The organism is Parabacteroides caeci, assembly GCF_023656795.1.
GTDB lineage: Bacteria > Bacteroidota > Bacteroidia > Bacteroidales > Tannerellaceae > Parabacteroides > Parabacteroides segnis.
Genome location: NZ_JAMOKT010000003.1, coordinates 102,017 through 114,340, shown reverse-complemented (window position 1 = coordinate 114,340; position 12,324 = coordinate 102,017). Strand labels below are relative to the sequence as shown.

Annotated in this window: 16 protein-coding genes and 1 pseudogene; 13 read left to right on the top strand and 4 right to left on the bottom strand. The window is 49.1% G+C overall.

The window, feature by feature from the left end:
- Positions 1-3 precede the first annotated feature (3 nt).
- The 4 genes and pseudogenes from NBH15_RS02535 (at position 4) to NBH15_RS02520 (ending at position 2,530) form a co-directional block, all read left to right on the top strand.
- Entirely contained in the window at positions 4-1,251 is a 1,248-nt protein-coding gene (locus NBH15_RS02535; RefSeq protein ID WP_008765343.1) for a site-specific integrase, read from the top strand.
- Positions 1,241-1,724, top strand: a pseudogene (locus NBH15_RS29315) (hypothetical protein). Before NBH15_RS02535 ends, NBH15_RS29315 begins: the two are co-directional and overlap by 11 nt.
- Positions 1,725-1,757: 33 nt before the next feature.
- A complete protein-coding gene (locus NBH15_RS02525) occupies positions 1,758-1,925 on the top strand; it encodes a hypothetical protein (protein ID WP_004295314.1) in 168 nt (55 codons plus the stop codon).
- Between the two features lie 5 nt (positions 1,926-1,930).
- Positions 1,931-2,530: a GNAT family N-acetyltransferase gene (locus NBH15_RS02520; RefSeq protein ID WP_004295313.1), complete on the top strand. Its 600-nt coding sequence runs from the start codon at positions 1,931-1,933 to the stop codon at positions 2,528-2,530.
- Positions 2,531-2,900: 370 nt separating this feature from the next.
- Here NBH15_RS02520 and NBH15_RS02515 read toward each other — a convergent pair whose 3' ends face one another.
- Entirely contained in the window at positions 2,901-3,152 is a 252-nt protein-coding gene (locus NBH15_RS02515; RefSeq protein WP_224205373.1) for a hypothetical protein, read from the bottom strand.
- A 323-nt stretch (positions 3,153-3,475) separates the two neighbouring features.
- On the opposite strand from NBH15_RS02515, the gene NBH15_RS02510 reads away from it, so the two are divergent.
- From NBH15_RS02510 to NBH15_RS02500, 3 genes are read left to right on the top strand one after another with little or no spacing between them, the layout of a single operon-like run.
- Positions 3,476-4,036, top strand: a complete 561-nt coding sequence (locus tag NBH15_RS02510) for an RNA polymerase sigma factor (protein WP_004295311.1) — start codon at positions 3,476-3,478, stop codon at positions 4,034-4,036.
- A 31-nt stretch (positions 4,037-4,067) separates the two neighbouring features.
- Positions 4,068-4,460, top strand: coding sequence for a hypothetical protein (locus tag NBH15_RS02505; protein ID WP_008765341.1), 393 nt, complete (start codon positions 4,068-4,070; stop codon positions 4,458-4,460).
- A gap of 4 nt (positions 4,461-4,464) precedes the next feature.
- The gene (locus NBH15_RS02500; RefSeq protein ID WP_004295309.1) at positions 4,465-4,644 is read left to right on the top strand and encodes a hypothetical protein; all 180 of its coding nucleotides are present in this window, start codon (positions 4,465-4,467) and stop codon (positions 4,642-4,644) included.
- Positions 4,645-4,984: 340 nt separating this feature from the next.
- Here NBH15_RS02500 and NBH15_RS02495 read toward each other — a convergent pair whose 3' ends face one another.
- Together NBH15_RS02495 and NBH15_RS02490 are read right to left on the bottom strand one after the other, a co-directional pair.
- On the bottom strand, positions 4,985-5,308 hold the full coding sequence (locus NBH15_RS02495) for a helix-turn-helix domain-containing protein (RefSeq protein ID WP_004295308.1): 324 nt from the start codon (positions 5,306-5,308) through the stop codon (positions 4,985-4,987).
- 43 nt (positions 5,309-5,351) lie between these two features.
- Positions 5,352-5,663 (bottom strand): helix-turn-helix domain-containing protein, encoded by a 312-nt coding sequence (locus NBH15_RS02490; RefSeq protein WP_004295307.1) that lies wholly within the window; start codon positions 5,661-5,663, stop codon positions 5,352-5,354.
- Between the two features lie 477 nt (positions 5,664-6,140).
- Between NBH15_RS02490 and NBH15_RS02485 the strand changes: the two genes are divergently transcribed.
- The 5 genes from NBH15_RS02485 (at position 6,141) to NBH15_RS02465 (ending at position 9,895) form a co-directional block, all read left to right on the top strand.
- Positions 6,141-6,644, top strand: coding sequence for a DUF3408 domain-containing protein (locus NBH15_RS02485; RefSeq protein ID WP_004320813.1), 504 nt, complete (start codon positions 6,141-6,143; stop codon positions 6,642-6,644).
- A gap of 229 nt (positions 6,645-6,873) precedes the next feature.
- On the top strand, positions 6,874-7,245 hold the full coding sequence (locus NBH15_RS02480) for a plasmid mobilization protein (protein ID WP_005650044.1): 372 nt from the start codon (positions 6,874-6,876) through the stop codon (positions 7,243-7,245).
- Between the two features lie 4 nt (positions 7,246-7,249).
- Complete coding sequence (locus NBH15_RS02475) at positions 7,250-8,170, top strand: relaxase/mobilization nuclease domain-containing protein (protein ID WP_005944378.1); 921 nt, start codon at positions 7,250-7,252, stop codon at positions 8,168-8,170.
- A gap of 29 nt (positions 8,171-8,199) precedes the next feature.
- Positions 8,200-8,961 (top strand): hypothetical protein, encoded by a 762-nt coding sequence (locus NBH15_RS02470; protein ID WP_004295303.1) that lies wholly within the window; start codon positions 8,200-8,202, stop codon positions 8,959-8,961.
- A gap of 7 nt (positions 8,962-8,968) precedes the next feature.
- Entirely contained in the window at positions 8,969-9,895 is a 927-nt protein-coding gene (locus NBH15_RS02465) for a site-specific integrase (protein WP_005641960.1), read from the top strand.
- A 68-nt stretch (positions 9,896-9,963) separates the two neighbouring features.
- Here the strand turns inward: NBH15_RS02465 and NBH15_RS02460 are convergent, their stop codons facing one another.
- On the bottom strand, positions 9,964-10,884 hold the full coding sequence (locus tag NBH15_RS02460; protein ID WP_004295301.1) for a helix-turn-helix domain-containing protein: 921 nt from the start codon (positions 10,882-10,884) through the stop codon (positions 9,964-9,966).
- Positions 10,885-11,163: 279 nt separating this feature from the next.
- On the opposite strand from NBH15_RS02460, the gene NBH15_RS02455 reads away from it, so the two are divergent.
- Positions 11,164-12,318: a lactonase family protein gene (locus NBH15_RS02455; RefSeq protein ID WP_004295300.1), complete on the top strand. Its 1,155-nt coding sequence runs from the start codon at positions 11,164-11,166 to the stop codon at positions 12,316-12,318.
- The last annotated feature ends 6 nt before the right edge of the window (positions 12,319-12,324 follow it).

Below are 12,324 nucleotides of genomic sequence, written 5' to 3'. Positions count from 1 at the left end.
AGTATGAAAACGAGTATGAGCAGATCGACCTTCAAAATCCTCTTCTACGTGAAGAAGGGCAGCGAGAGAGCCAACGGCTATCTCCCCCTGATGTGCCGTCTTACGGTAGACGGCGAAATCAAGCAGTTCAGCTGCAAGCTGGACGTGCCCCCGAAACTTTGGGACGTGAAAACGGCACGTGCCACGGGCAAGAGCGCCGAGGCGCAGAAAATCAATGCGGCGGTTGACCGGATACGCGTGGACGTGAACCGCCGTTACCAGGAACTGATGCAGTCCGACGGCTATGTCACCGCCGCCAGGCTGAGGGACGCCTGCCTCGGGCTGGGCGTGAAACGCGAGACGCTGCTGAAGCTCTTCGAGCAGCACAACGAGGAGTTCATCAAGAAAGTGGGACACAGCCGCGTGCAGGGAACATACAACCGCTACCGTACCATATACAGGCACCTTTGCGAGTTCGTCCCGAAAGTATACCGCCGTGACGACATCCCCCTGAAGGAACTCAACCTGACCTTCATCAACAACTTCGAGTATTTCCTGCGTACGGAGAAGAAATGCCGCACCAATACCGTATGGGGTTACATGATCGGGCTCAAGCACGTCATCTCCATCGCCCGCAACAGCGGTGCGCTTCCCTTCAACCCCTTCGCCGGGTACATCAATTCCCCCGAGAGCGTTGACCGAGGCTACCTGACGGAGCGTGAGATACAGACGTTGATGGAGACCCCGGTGAAAAGCGGGACCTGCGAACTGGTACGCGACCTCTTCATCTTCTCTGTGTTCACCGGACTGGCATACGCGGACGTGAAGGCACTGACGACCGACCGGCTCCAGACCTTCTTCGACGGCAACCTCTGGATCATCACCCGCCGTCGCAAGACAAACACCGAGTCCAACATCCGCCTGCTGGACGTGCCCAAGCGCATCATAGAGAAGTATAAGGAACTGTCCAAGGACGGTCATGTATTTCCGGTACCGAGCAACGGCAGATGCAACACCATATTGAAGGAACTTGGCAGGCAGTGCGGTTTCAAGATACGGCTGACCTATCATGTGGCCCGGCATACGAACGCCACCACCGTGCTGCTCTCGCACGGTGTACCCATCGAGACCGTAAGCCGTCTTTTGGGGCATACGGATTTGAAAACCACCCAGATATATGCCCGGATAACCAACCAGAAGATCAGCAGCGACATGGAAATCCTGTCCCATAAGCTGGAAAAGATGGAGAAGGAAATATGCGATGCCATCTGAGGAAATGGTATTTATGAAACGGATGATTTTCCCCTTCCTCATCAAAGTTCGTCCGTCCCTGCGGGACTCCGCGTTTTCCCTTCGGTTTCCGGCAGAAAATTTCCGTACGGCGAAATTTTCTGCCGGAAAAACGCTCCGAAAGCGCAGGGACGGACGTAAGAGGGATTCAGAAGGCGAAAACTGCGACCGACGTAGTGCATGTGCGACAAGGAAAAGAACTGTCCGGGAGCCCCCTTTTCATGCCGTACCCCGGCATGAAACCACTTTTCTCTCCGGCTGTGGTGAAGGCTCTCCTGCTCCCTCTGCATTGCATATGCGGGTTGTTTTGCCCATATCCACGTCCGCCGGTATTGCCTGCCCTTTCCTTGAGAAAAACGGCTTACCGCAACGGGTGGCGTGACACAGACTTTTCCGGATATGGAGGAACATTCCGGAAAAAAGAGTGGAAGACGGGCTATTATTTGGCTGTATAACAACAAAGTTGTATTTTTGCAAAAAATAATATTATGGCTATAACTATCAAGAACATTCCGGTTTTGGAGGGCGTTACGGCGGAAGATTTCGTACGCAGTGCAGACAAGAACGCCGCAAAGGTAACACCCCGGTTATCAGTGGAGGCAAAGAAACGGTTGCGAAAAGTATTGGAGAAATCCCGTTCATTCCGGTTCAATTAACAGCAATGGACGGTATTTCTTTATATGATGATTGTGTCATGCTTGCCTATAACAAGGAAGTACGGAGGAATTGCCTTCCTTTCACTTGTGGCGAGAATGACCTTGATGATTTTTTTCTCAATGATGCCGATCTGTATGCGGATGAACTCCTTGGGAAAACATATTGTTGGGTGACGACTGAAATCCCGCATCGTATTGTGGCCTTGTTTACCTTGTCCAATGACAGTATCAAGACCAGATTAATATCCCCCAATGATAAAAACAGGCTGCAACGCAATATTGTAAATCCTAAACGTGGACGCAGCTATCCGGCCGTGCTGATAGGAAGACTGGGGGTCAATCTGGAATATCAGGGTACATCAAGCCACGTAGGACGGCAACTGATGGCTTTCATAAAAGACTGGTTCCGTCATGAGGACAACAAGACAGGATGCCGTTTTATCGTGGTGGATGCATACAATGAGGAAAAGATTCTCAGGTATTATGAAAGAAACGGTTTCGTTCCACTCTATAAAACAGACGTGATAGAAAAGCAATATTATGATATTCCGCAAGATGAACCTTTGAAAACCCGTTTGCTGTATTTTGATTTGAAAAAGGACTGACATAATAATATATCAGTAAAATCCTTTAGGGTGACAACGGGTTCCAAAGACAGGCTGTCGCTACGATTACCTGCCATATGGCACCGGCCGTTTTCTTGATGGCGGGCGGTGGATTTCATGGGAAGCCAATCCGGAATGACAAGTAATGCCGCACCTGTGGCATAATAGAGCATTATTTTGAAGGCGGAGACTTTGTCCGGTTCTTCTTTTTCCAAGGTTTTCCGTCGGATGTCTTCAAGTTTTCCACACTTGTTTTAGAATAGTCCGCATTATCAGCAGATTGCGAGTTTCAGTCTGCCGTTCCGATTCTCTTTATTGCATCGTAGCATGTCGTTGATATATTCCAAATACTTATCCATGAATAGGCGACTTATAATTTTGTCTCAGGCAAATATCGAGACACACTCCCGAATGAGGTCTTCCATGATTTTAAAAGACTCCGTATTTCGGAAGGAACAACGTACACATACAATTTCTCCGGAACGGCCGACTTTCCTGTCACTTCCCTGTAATCCTCCCCAAAATCAACACCGCCGTATAAACTGCATGAAAGCCCGGGCACGCTTCCTGTTTCCAATCCCATATCTGCTCCTTCCGCAACATCACGTATTGCCGTTCTCATTTCGTATCCTTGAATATTTCTCCAAACATACCAAAGACAGAAAAGCTGCATGGAATCTAAATTCTCACCGGACAGACAATAGATAGAAGGAAGGAATCCATCATCCTCATTTCTTGCGGCAAAAATAGTTGTTTTTCAGGCCGGTCCCGCAAGGCGGCCCTTCGGGCTGGTTGCACGTGAAAAAATCTTCCTCACGCTTCGCGTTAGCGTATTTTTTCACGGCAAGCCTTGCCGGAGACCGCCGAAAAACAAACTGGAGGAAGCACAAGAAATAAGAATGCCTACCCGTGTAGGCCATGTATAACTCAAAAAAATATAAAGCTATGGCAGACAAGAGCGCAGAAAAGGAAAGACTGTTCAACGAGTGGTTCACTGCATCCTATGACAGGTTGAGAGGGACGTTACGCCGGTACGGAATGCTGGACGAGGACAATTTCCATGACACCTACCTTTTTGTAAGAAGGCAGGTGCTGGTTCCCGGAAAGGACATAACGGACTATGACGCGTATTTCATCGGATGCTACAAAAAGGCGGCCCTGGTAAAGATTAAAAGGGAGAATCGGTATGCACACCCTGAAGATGATTTCTTCCTCCGATGTGGCGAAGAGGCAAAATTCCTTTCCGAGGACGACCTGAACGGGTGCGAGCGGCTGGTAAGAGACATACTGCGTTTCGTAAGGCAGAAGTTCTCCTACGAGGAGTACCGGATGTTCATGCTCAGGTTCTATGAGGCGCAGTTCTCGTTCAAGGCACTGGCGGAATGCATGGGTATCTCGGCATCGGCCATATCGCAGAAAGTATGCAGGATAGTGGACGCGGTACGTACCCACAGCGGTTTCGCATGGAGAAGTCAGATGCTGGCGGTGGAAAGCTTCATGTATTGAAAAAATTGTTTAACGGAAAAGTAAGAAAGTTATGGCACTGATAGTATACAACAGGGAAAACTCCCGTCCGCAGGAAGTCACATACAAGGGAAAGCGGACCATCAACCTTGACAGCAGGGGGACCGTCTATCTGTCAAAGACGATGTCAATCGAATTGGGAATCCTCGGTGGCGGACGGGTGAACTTCGCCCACGACGACGAGACGGATGACTGGTACATCTGCCGGGCCGATGACAGCGAGGGGTTCATTGTCTGGAAGGATAAAAGATGCGCAAGGTTCTCGGCGGGGGTTATCGTGCAGAGACTCATGCGGCAGGCGAAGGTGGAGAGGAAGAGCGTGCAGTTCATGATGGCGAGGATGCCGGTAGAGATTGGCGGAGTGGCCTATTACAAGATACTGCTCTCGAATCCGATACTCAGATAGAGGCATGGGCCGGAGGAGTCCGGCTGTATATGACATGACGGAGACAGGTGCATCCGACGGGACAGGAGCCCGGAGGATGTGCCTGTTTTTATGCGCCGCCATGTTTACACACGGACATGCGGTTGTCACCGGCCGGCATAAGGTCACTCCGAAAAGACCGGGAAACGGCATTGCCGGAGGATAATGATACCAGTACGGAATGTGCCGCCATTACGGAAACGGATCGTCCCACCGGTACACGAACGGCCCGCCCCAATTTCAGAATAACATAATGACATAATAAAATAAGAGTCTTTTTTTATAATGGAATCCCCGTATCTTATTGCCATATCGGAAAAATGTTTCCATGTCCCGCCATGTTATGCCAATGTTGTCACCGGATCATAATTCATAAAGAAAAAAACACTCTGTGTATAGGTATTTTACGAGCAAATTAAAGTCGTTCATCCGGTGGAAAGAAAATGAAGGAGCGACCGGTATGACAACCGACCGCCCCTTCATTCACGATCCCGTACGGAACTTTTCTAAAGTTCCTCCGGCCTGGTTCTCGCCTCCCGGTAGCAGCCGTCAAGCAGCTTCTCGATGTCGGAAGAACGGTACAGTATCTTGCCGCCCAGCCGGGTGAAGGCAAGCAGACCGCTGTCACGGTACTGTTGCAGGCTGCGGCGGCTCACTTTCAGCTTTTCAGCCAGTTCGCGGTCCGTATAGAAGTTCTCGCCCGCCATCGCCGGTGACCTGCCGGCAAAGAGACGCTCCATGGAAACGGAGAGACGTTCGACGGTGGAGAAGAACTCTCTTATATGCTCGCTGCTCTCACGGGTGAGCAGACGGTTATCGGTATTCATCATGACTTGATCTTTTTTTTGTTCGACATTCGTTTTTCATGGCCTTTCAGATCGACCTTCCCATACTTTCAGCCCGCTTGCGGCGCTCCTCCACTATCCGGATGATACTTTCCACGTCCCCGGGCTTGTAATATGTCTTGTGGCAGATCTGTGTGTATGCCAGCGTGCCGTTGTCACGGAGGGTCTGCAGGGTTCTCGGGCTGACCTTCAGCAGCAGGCACACCTCCTGGTTGTCCAGCCATTTCTTCTCCTCCATGTCGCCGTACAGCCGGCAGAGGGTGTCCAGCCGGTCCGCAAACGTCCGGAAGGCCGAGAGCATCGCCTCGAAGGTCCTTGCCTCAATGTTCACTATTTCCATAATCACTGTAATTTCAGGTTTGACATCTGTTTCATTCTCTTTTCGGATCCGGATTCCGTTCCGCAATTTAGTGAATCCCGGCGGAACGTCCTGAATTTCAAGACAGGATGACTACCTTTGACACCATATGCGTACTTGTTTCATCTGCAAAGTAAATGATTGTTCCCGGATATGGTTCCGCCCCTTCATCAGATGTCATTATATGTCATCAGATGTCATGGAAATCGGATTTTAATATTCATTTGCTTTTAGTAAACAGACGTTCAGATCCGTTCCCGAAGAGTGGGAAATTTCCGGTGCGTATATTTGTGAAGTCATCACCGTCAGACTGATCCAACAATATGAATAACACGGCAAACCCCGCCAATCGGACCCGTCCGTTTCACAGCACTTGTTATTATCGTTTTATTTGCTTCCGACAATCGGGCAAACGGGTAGACCGTGCCCACAGTATCAACCATCTAAAATCCATGTACAATGAAAAGTGAACCGACTGAAAAAACGAAAGGGAAGAAAATGGCGGTATCCGAAACCGCAGACAGAAAGAACGGCCGTAGTCCCGGAGCCGGCCACGACGAGTGGTGGGAAAGACTCATGATGGAACCCGGTCCGGGGGAATCCGCCGGTACGGATGCTTCCGTGACGGAATCGATGATTCCATCCGGGCTCGTTGCGGAGGAGGTATCCGGGGAGGCGAGAAGAAAGGACACCCCGCCGGAACCGGAAGACCCCGTGAGAAGAAGAACGAGCGGCAGGCAACGCAGGGCCTCGCTGGAGGAGTACCGGGAAACGTACCTCACCGTCCCGAAGATCAGGAACCGCAAGACGGTGTTCGTCAGTGAGGATGTGAGGGACGAACTGGACGCCGTCGTCCGCAGGCTCGGCGGGCGTGGCATGAGCGTTTCCGGACTGCTGGAGAACCTTGCCAGGGAGCATCTTGCCGCCTACCGTGGGGACATCGAGCAGTGGAGAAAAATCTGACAGCCTGTTACCGGGCGTGGAGTATACCCGATGTATGCACTGTTCCCTGTATACCCGCTTCAATGTGGAAAATGCGGGGGGGGATTTTTCTGTGGGGGGAGCAAGGGTATGTTTCCGGATTCCCGAAAACCCTTGCTCCCCGCGCCCGGCGGTTGCTGGGAGGGCAAATCCGCTCCCGCCGGTCGCAGATTTTGGAATGAAAGAAGTACGGACGAAAAAGAAAAAACATATGACAAACGATGTGAATGGGATGAAGAAAAAATGTGGCCGTCCGGCACTGGGCAGGACGCGTAAATTGACCAGAGGCGTGACGGTGAAGTTCTCCCCCGTCAGCTACGAGGCTCTCAGGTTCAGGGCAGGGAAGTCCGGCCGGAGTCTGGCGGTCTATATCAGGGAGGCAGCACTGGCGGCCACCGTTACGGCAAGGCATACACCGGAGGAGAACGCACTGTTGCGCAGCCTGGCGGGAATGGCGAACAACCTGAACCAGCTGACAAAGCTCTCGCACCAGACCGGCTTTTACAGGACAAGGCTGCTGATAGAGGGGCTGCTGGGAAAGCTGAAGCGGATCATGGATGATTACAGGCCGAAAGGAGGATAGCCTCATGATAGGGAAGATCAGGAAAGGCCGCTCGTTCAGCGGCTGCATACGCTACGTGACGCAGAAGGACGACGCAAAAATCATCGCCTCGGAAGGCGTGCTGCTGGGAACGGTGGAGGAGACGGCACGCAGTTTCCGGTGGCAATGCCTGCTGAATCCGGACGTGGCGAAACCGGTGGGGCACATTGCGCTCAGCTTCAAGCCGGAGGACGCACCGAGGCTGACCGACGCGTTCATGGCAAGGCTGGCGGAGGAATACCTGGAGCTGATGGGGATACGGAACACGCAGTTCATCGTGGTGAGGCATCACGGGACGGACAACCCGCACTGCCACATCGTCTTCAACCGGGTGAACTTCGACGGGAAGGTGATTTCCGACAGCAACGATTTCAAGCGCAACGAGAAAGTGACAAAAATGCTTAAGGACAAGTATTCGCTCACCTATTCCGAAGGCAAACAGTCCGTTAAAACGGAAAAGCTGCATGCTTCCGAAAAGGTGAAATACGAAATATACCGTGCGGTCAAGGAAGCTTTGAGGAGTGCAGATACATGGAAAGAATTTCAAAATAAGCTCTTAAAAATGGGCGTGGAAATGGAATTCAAGTACAAGGAAAACACTAATGAAGTGCAGGGCATCCGCTTTATAAAGAACGGTCTGTCATTCAAGGGAAGTGGGATTGACCGCAGTTTCAGCTGGTCAAGGCTGGATGCGGCATTGGACCATAACCATGTCACGTCCCTGGAAAATGACGTTTCCCAAAAGCAACCGTACCATGAACAAAGTCATGGTTCTGTTATTGATAACCTGGTCGAAGTCACCGGTACGGGTGGCGTGTTCATGCCGTCGGTGGCACCGACGGAGGACGAGAAAGAGGCGGAACGCCTGCGGAGAAAGAAGAAGCGCAGGAAAGGAAGGAGTTTGTGAACCATATGTATAACAAAAAACTTTGAAAGATGAAAGAGGAAAATTATCTGGAAGGCATCTACGGATGCCTTGAAAGGATCGAGAAGAAAGTGGAGACGCTGCCCGTGGAAGGCACAAGCCCCGCAGTTGGAAACCGGACCAGTTCCCCGGAAGGGATTGCGGAACTGAAAATCCGTCTGGAACGCCTGCAATCCGCGGTGGAGAAAAACGGCTTGGAAATAGCAGCGGTACGTAACCATACCGTCCGGTTGTCGGAAGGCTGGCCGTTGTCTGCCGAAACGTTTGCCGGGGAGATGGAAAAGATTAGATACTGCCTGAGTCAAGACTGCCAAGCTGTAAAGGAGACAGTGAGACGGCTGGATGAGAGAATGGTCCTGCTGAAAAAGGAACCGGAGCGCAGACTGGTGACCTACCGTCTGGAAAGCGCATCCAAGGCAGTGGTAACGACAGCTTCAGCACTGATCCTGGCACTGATCATTTCCGTCTGGACCAACTGCAACCAGTACCGCACGAACCGGCTTTTGAAAGATGCCGATTTGAAATACCGAGCCATCAGGATCTGCCTGCCGGGGGATGATCCCGACATCGCCTTCCTTGAGAAGCATTTCACCATCAAGCGGGACGAGGAAAAGATCCGGCGTGTGGAAAGGCTGGTGACCGCTTTTGAGGACTCGGTCAGGAACCGCATCCGTAACCATGAAATGGCAGCCTACAAGGACAGTCTGGCGCACCGGCTGTTCAGGGAGGCACAGGAAATCAGGAAGCAACTGGACAATCCCAATTCAAAATGACTGCACTATGGCAACAATCAGAACCAAATTCAGGTCCTCGTCCGCGGAAGGCAGGGAGGGCGCACTGTATTATCAGGTGATTCATAACCGTGTGGTCAGGCAGATCAGTACCGGATACAAACTTTTCGCTTCGGAATGGGACCAACGTTCCGAAGCGGTCATTCCCTGTCAACACCCTGCAGGGATGGAACGGGACAATTATCTTCTATCGGTAGGGGAACGGATAAGACGGGACAAAATCCGACTGGAAAAGGCTATCAGGACATTAAGCCAATCCGGTCCGTTTACAGCGGATGATATCGTCATACGTTTCCATGACAGCGGACAAGAACCTTCGTTTAACGACTATATCCGGCAACAGATAGTAAGGCTGAAACGTTTGGGAAAGATACGGACCTCTGAAACCTATACAGCCGCGCTCAAAAGTTTCAGCAGTTTTATGAAAGGTAGCGATATACTGTTTGGCGAACTTAGCTCTGACTTGCTCATGGAATACGAGGCTTATCTGAAAAACAGGGGGAACTCACCCAATACAATCTCGTTCTACATGCGCATTCTGAAAGCGGTCTACAACCGTGCGGTGGAGAACGGACTGACCGGACAGCGGAACCTGTTCAAGTCTGTTTATACAGGTGTGGAAAAGACCTTGAAACGGGCCATTCATTTAAATGATATCAGGCGTATCAAAAGACTGGACTTGTCCCTGAAACCCCACCTTGATTTCGCACGTGACATGTTCCTGTTCTGCTTTTACACACGGGGGATGTCCTTTGTGGACATGGCTTATCTGAAAAAGGGAGACATTGCGAACGGAATCCTGACTTACCGCAGGAAAAAGACCGGACAACAGCTGTTCATCCGATGGGAAAAGTGTATGCAGGAGATCATCAAACTTTTTTGTTTATCGGTTCAAGATTTCAAAGTTGTTCATTAATTGCTTTGTTGGTTATATCCAGAGTATTATTTGTAAGAGACTCTACGAATAAATGATGATAAGACCAGTTAGTTTATCGCTTGTTTTATAATTTCATTGCGATATTCGTTCGGTGTGCAACCTTCCATCTTCTTGAACCAACGTGTGAAATGTTGCGGGTATTGGAAACCCATTTCATCTGAGATTTGACTGATACTTTTTTGCGTGTTCATGATGCGCTCTTTGGCTATATCCATAATTTTTTGCTGGATATGCTTGATTGCTGACATACCGGTTTCCTTTTTTACCAGGTCACTGAAATAATTGGTGGAAAGACACAGTTGGTCAGCGCAATACTGTACCGTCGGAATACCTTTACTCGTTGGCAAGGCAGAATGATAGTAATTATTGAGCAACAATTCAAAACGCGCCAACAAATCGTTGTTGGCATTTTCCCTTGTAATGAACTGGCGGTCATAAAAGCGGATGCAGCGGTCAAGGAGAAGCTTCATGGTATCAATAATCAAAGAACGGCTGTGCTTGTCAATAGGATGCCTCAATTCTTCTGCTACATTGTTTATACATTCAATGACTACTTTGCGCTCCTGTTCTGACAGGTGCAGTGCTTCGTTGGCATTATATGAGAAATAAGAATACTCTTTTATTATATGTGCAAGGGAAGTACCGCGCAATAGTTCGGGATGGAACATCAGGGCCCATCCGGCCGGCTGGTGCAGACTGCCATCATCGTCAGAACCCATTACCTGCCCCGGAGCGATAAACAGCATGGAGCCTTTTTCATAGTCATAGAGGCTCCGTCCATAATTCATCGTACCGCAGTCAGTATCTTTCAGCAACACAGCATAAATGTTGTACAGTTTCTTTGAGTGTCTGATGGGCTGCACCTCGTAACAATTCACAACGCTGACCAACGGGTGCAGAGCTTCGACTTCGAAAAGGTCGCAGTACTGCTGAACTGTATCTATTCTTGTTATATCTCCCATAACCATCCTTTTGTTTTTTACAAAAATAAGTATTTATATTGACATTGCTGTCTGAGGAACAGCTGTTTCTTTTCTATCCCTTATTTATTTTATTCCATGACGACAAAGTTAGTTCATTCAATCAACGAACATATAACCCTAATCACAGACTGTCTTACCATTTTCACAGATAACATTTAACCCGGTCCAAGCCCGATGAAAGTGGTAATTTTATCAGTGATTGAGGTCTAATCTTCAGTATGTGAATGCTGTAATTTTGCAAGTGAAACCAAAAAGGTAAATAAGATGAAACCAAAAGCTTTATTTGTCATGTTAATCTTATGGCTTAGCTTCACTACGATTCAAGCGCGGTCAACCGAAGATGTCCCGGATAAGGGAACTTATGCAAAATTTCTGTTGGTAGGATGTTATATGAAGCCAGACGAAGAAGGTGTCAGAATGTACCGGTTTGACGGACAAACTGCCGATGTCGACTATCCGTGTGGGCTGAGAGGGATTTCAAATCCTGCTTTCCTTACATCTGATAGCACTGGTAATCGAATTTATGCCATAGGCGATGATGAAGGGAAAAGTTCGACTGCCAATGCTTTGCTTTTTGATAAGGAAAGTGGTCTGCTGTCTCTGCTTAACTCGCAATCTACAGACGGTGAACTTCCTATTTATATTACTCTCAGTCCAAAGGAATACTTTGTTCTGACAGCAAATTATAAGGGTGGCAGCATCACGGTATTCTCACAGGATAAGAAAGGAAAGTTGCAACGTGATACAAAAATAATTCGTTTTGCTGGAAATGGGCCGAATAAAAAAAGGCAGGAACAATCGCATCTGCATTGCGTGACCTTTACACCTGATGGCAAATTCCTTCTTGCTACCGATTTGGGAACAGATTGTATCTATCTGTTTCCGATAGGCAAACGACCGGAAGCAGGTAAGGCTCATTCTCTGTTGGATGAATCAAGAGTAGTCCGCATACAGATGGATTCCGGCTCAGGACCTCGACATATATGTTTTCACCCGAATGGCAGATTTGCTTATCTCATCAGTGAACTCTCGGGTAAAATAACTGTATTCTCCTATAATGAAGGCAAGTTGGAACGTTTACAAACAATTGTCTGCGACCCTTTCGTTGCAGAGGGAAATGCAGATATCCATGTTTCATCCGATGGCAAATTCCTCTATGCTTCCAAGCACTTGAAAGAAGATGGCATAATTGTTTATTCCATTGATTCCCAAAAAGGAACATTGGTTCAAATAGGATTTCAGCCAACAGGTCTTTATCCGCGAAGTTTTGCCATCTCTCCGGATGGTTGCTATTTGGCAGTGGTTTGCAGGGATGCCAACTGCATACAGATATTCGAAAGAAACCGAAATACGGGGTTACTGAAGAATACGGGAAAAAATATCCGACTGGAAAGACCGGCGTTTGTCAAGTTCTTATAAATTCAT

Bases quoted from the DNA above. Each gene is read 5' to 3' on its own strand.
- NBH15_RS02495 (WP_004295308.1), bottom strand. From the start codon at position 5,308: ATGATGAATACCGATAACCGTCTGCTCACCCGTGAGAGCAGCGAGCAT.
- NBH15_RS02475 (WP_005944378.1), top strand. From the start codon at position 7,250: ATGATAGGGAAGATCAGGAAAGGCCGCTCGTTCAGCGGCTGCATACGC.
- NBH15_RS02480 (WP_005650044.1), top strand. From the start codon at position 6,874: ATGACAAACGATGTGAATGGGATGAAGAAAAAATGTGGCCGTCCGGCA.
- NBH15_RS02490 (WP_004295307.1), bottom strand. From the start codon at position 5,663: ATGGAAATAGTGAACATTGAGGCAAGGACCTTCGAGGCGATGCTCTCG.
- NBH15_RS02525 (WP_004295314.1), top strand. From the start codon at position 1,758: ATGGCTATAACTATCAAGAACATTCCGGTTTTGGAGGGCGTTACGGCG.
- NBH15_RS02500 (WP_004295309.1), top strand. From the start codon at position 4,465: ATGGGCCGGAGGAGTCCGGCTGTATATGACATGACGGAGACAGGTGCA.
- NBH15_RS02515 (WP_224205373.1), bottom strand. From the start codon at position 3,152: ATGAGAACGGCAATACGTGATGTTGCGGAAGGAGCAGATATGGGATTG.
- NBH15_RS02455 (WP_004295300.1), top strand. From the start codon at position 11,164: ATGAAACCAAAAGCTTTATTTGTCATGTTAATCTTATGGCTTAGCTTC.
- NBH15_RS02535 (WP_008765343.1), top strand. From the start codon at position 4: ATGAAAACGAGTATGAGCAGATCGACCTTCAAAATCCTCTTCTACGTG.
- NBH15_RS02485 (WP_004320813.1), top strand. From the start codon at position 6,141: ATGAAAAGTGAACCGACTGAAAAAACGAAAGGGAAGAAAATGGCGGTA.
- NBH15_RS02465 (WP_005641960.1), top strand. From the start codon at position 8,969: ATGGCAACAATCAGAACCAAATTCAGGTCCTCGTCCGCGGAAGGCAGG.
- NBH15_RS02505 (WP_008765341.1), top strand. From the start codon at position 4,068: ATGGCACTGATAGTATACAACAGGGAAAACTCCCGTCCGCAGGAAGTC.
- NBH15_RS02470 (WP_004295303.1), top strand. From the start codon at position 8,200: ATGAAAGAGGAAAATTATCTGGAAGGCATCTACGGATGCCTTGAAAGG.
- NBH15_RS02460 (WP_004295301.1), bottom strand. From the start codon at position 10,884: ATGGTTATGGGAGATATAACAAGAATAGATACAGTTCAGCAGTACTGC.
- NBH15_RS02520 (WP_004295313.1), top strand. From the start codon at position 1,931: ATGGACGGTATTTCTTTATATGATGATTGTGTCATGCTTGCCTATAAC.
- NBH15_RS02510 (WP_004295311.1), top strand. From the start codon at position 3,476: ATGGCAGACAAGAGCGCAGAAAAGGAAAGACTGTTCAACGAGTGGTTC.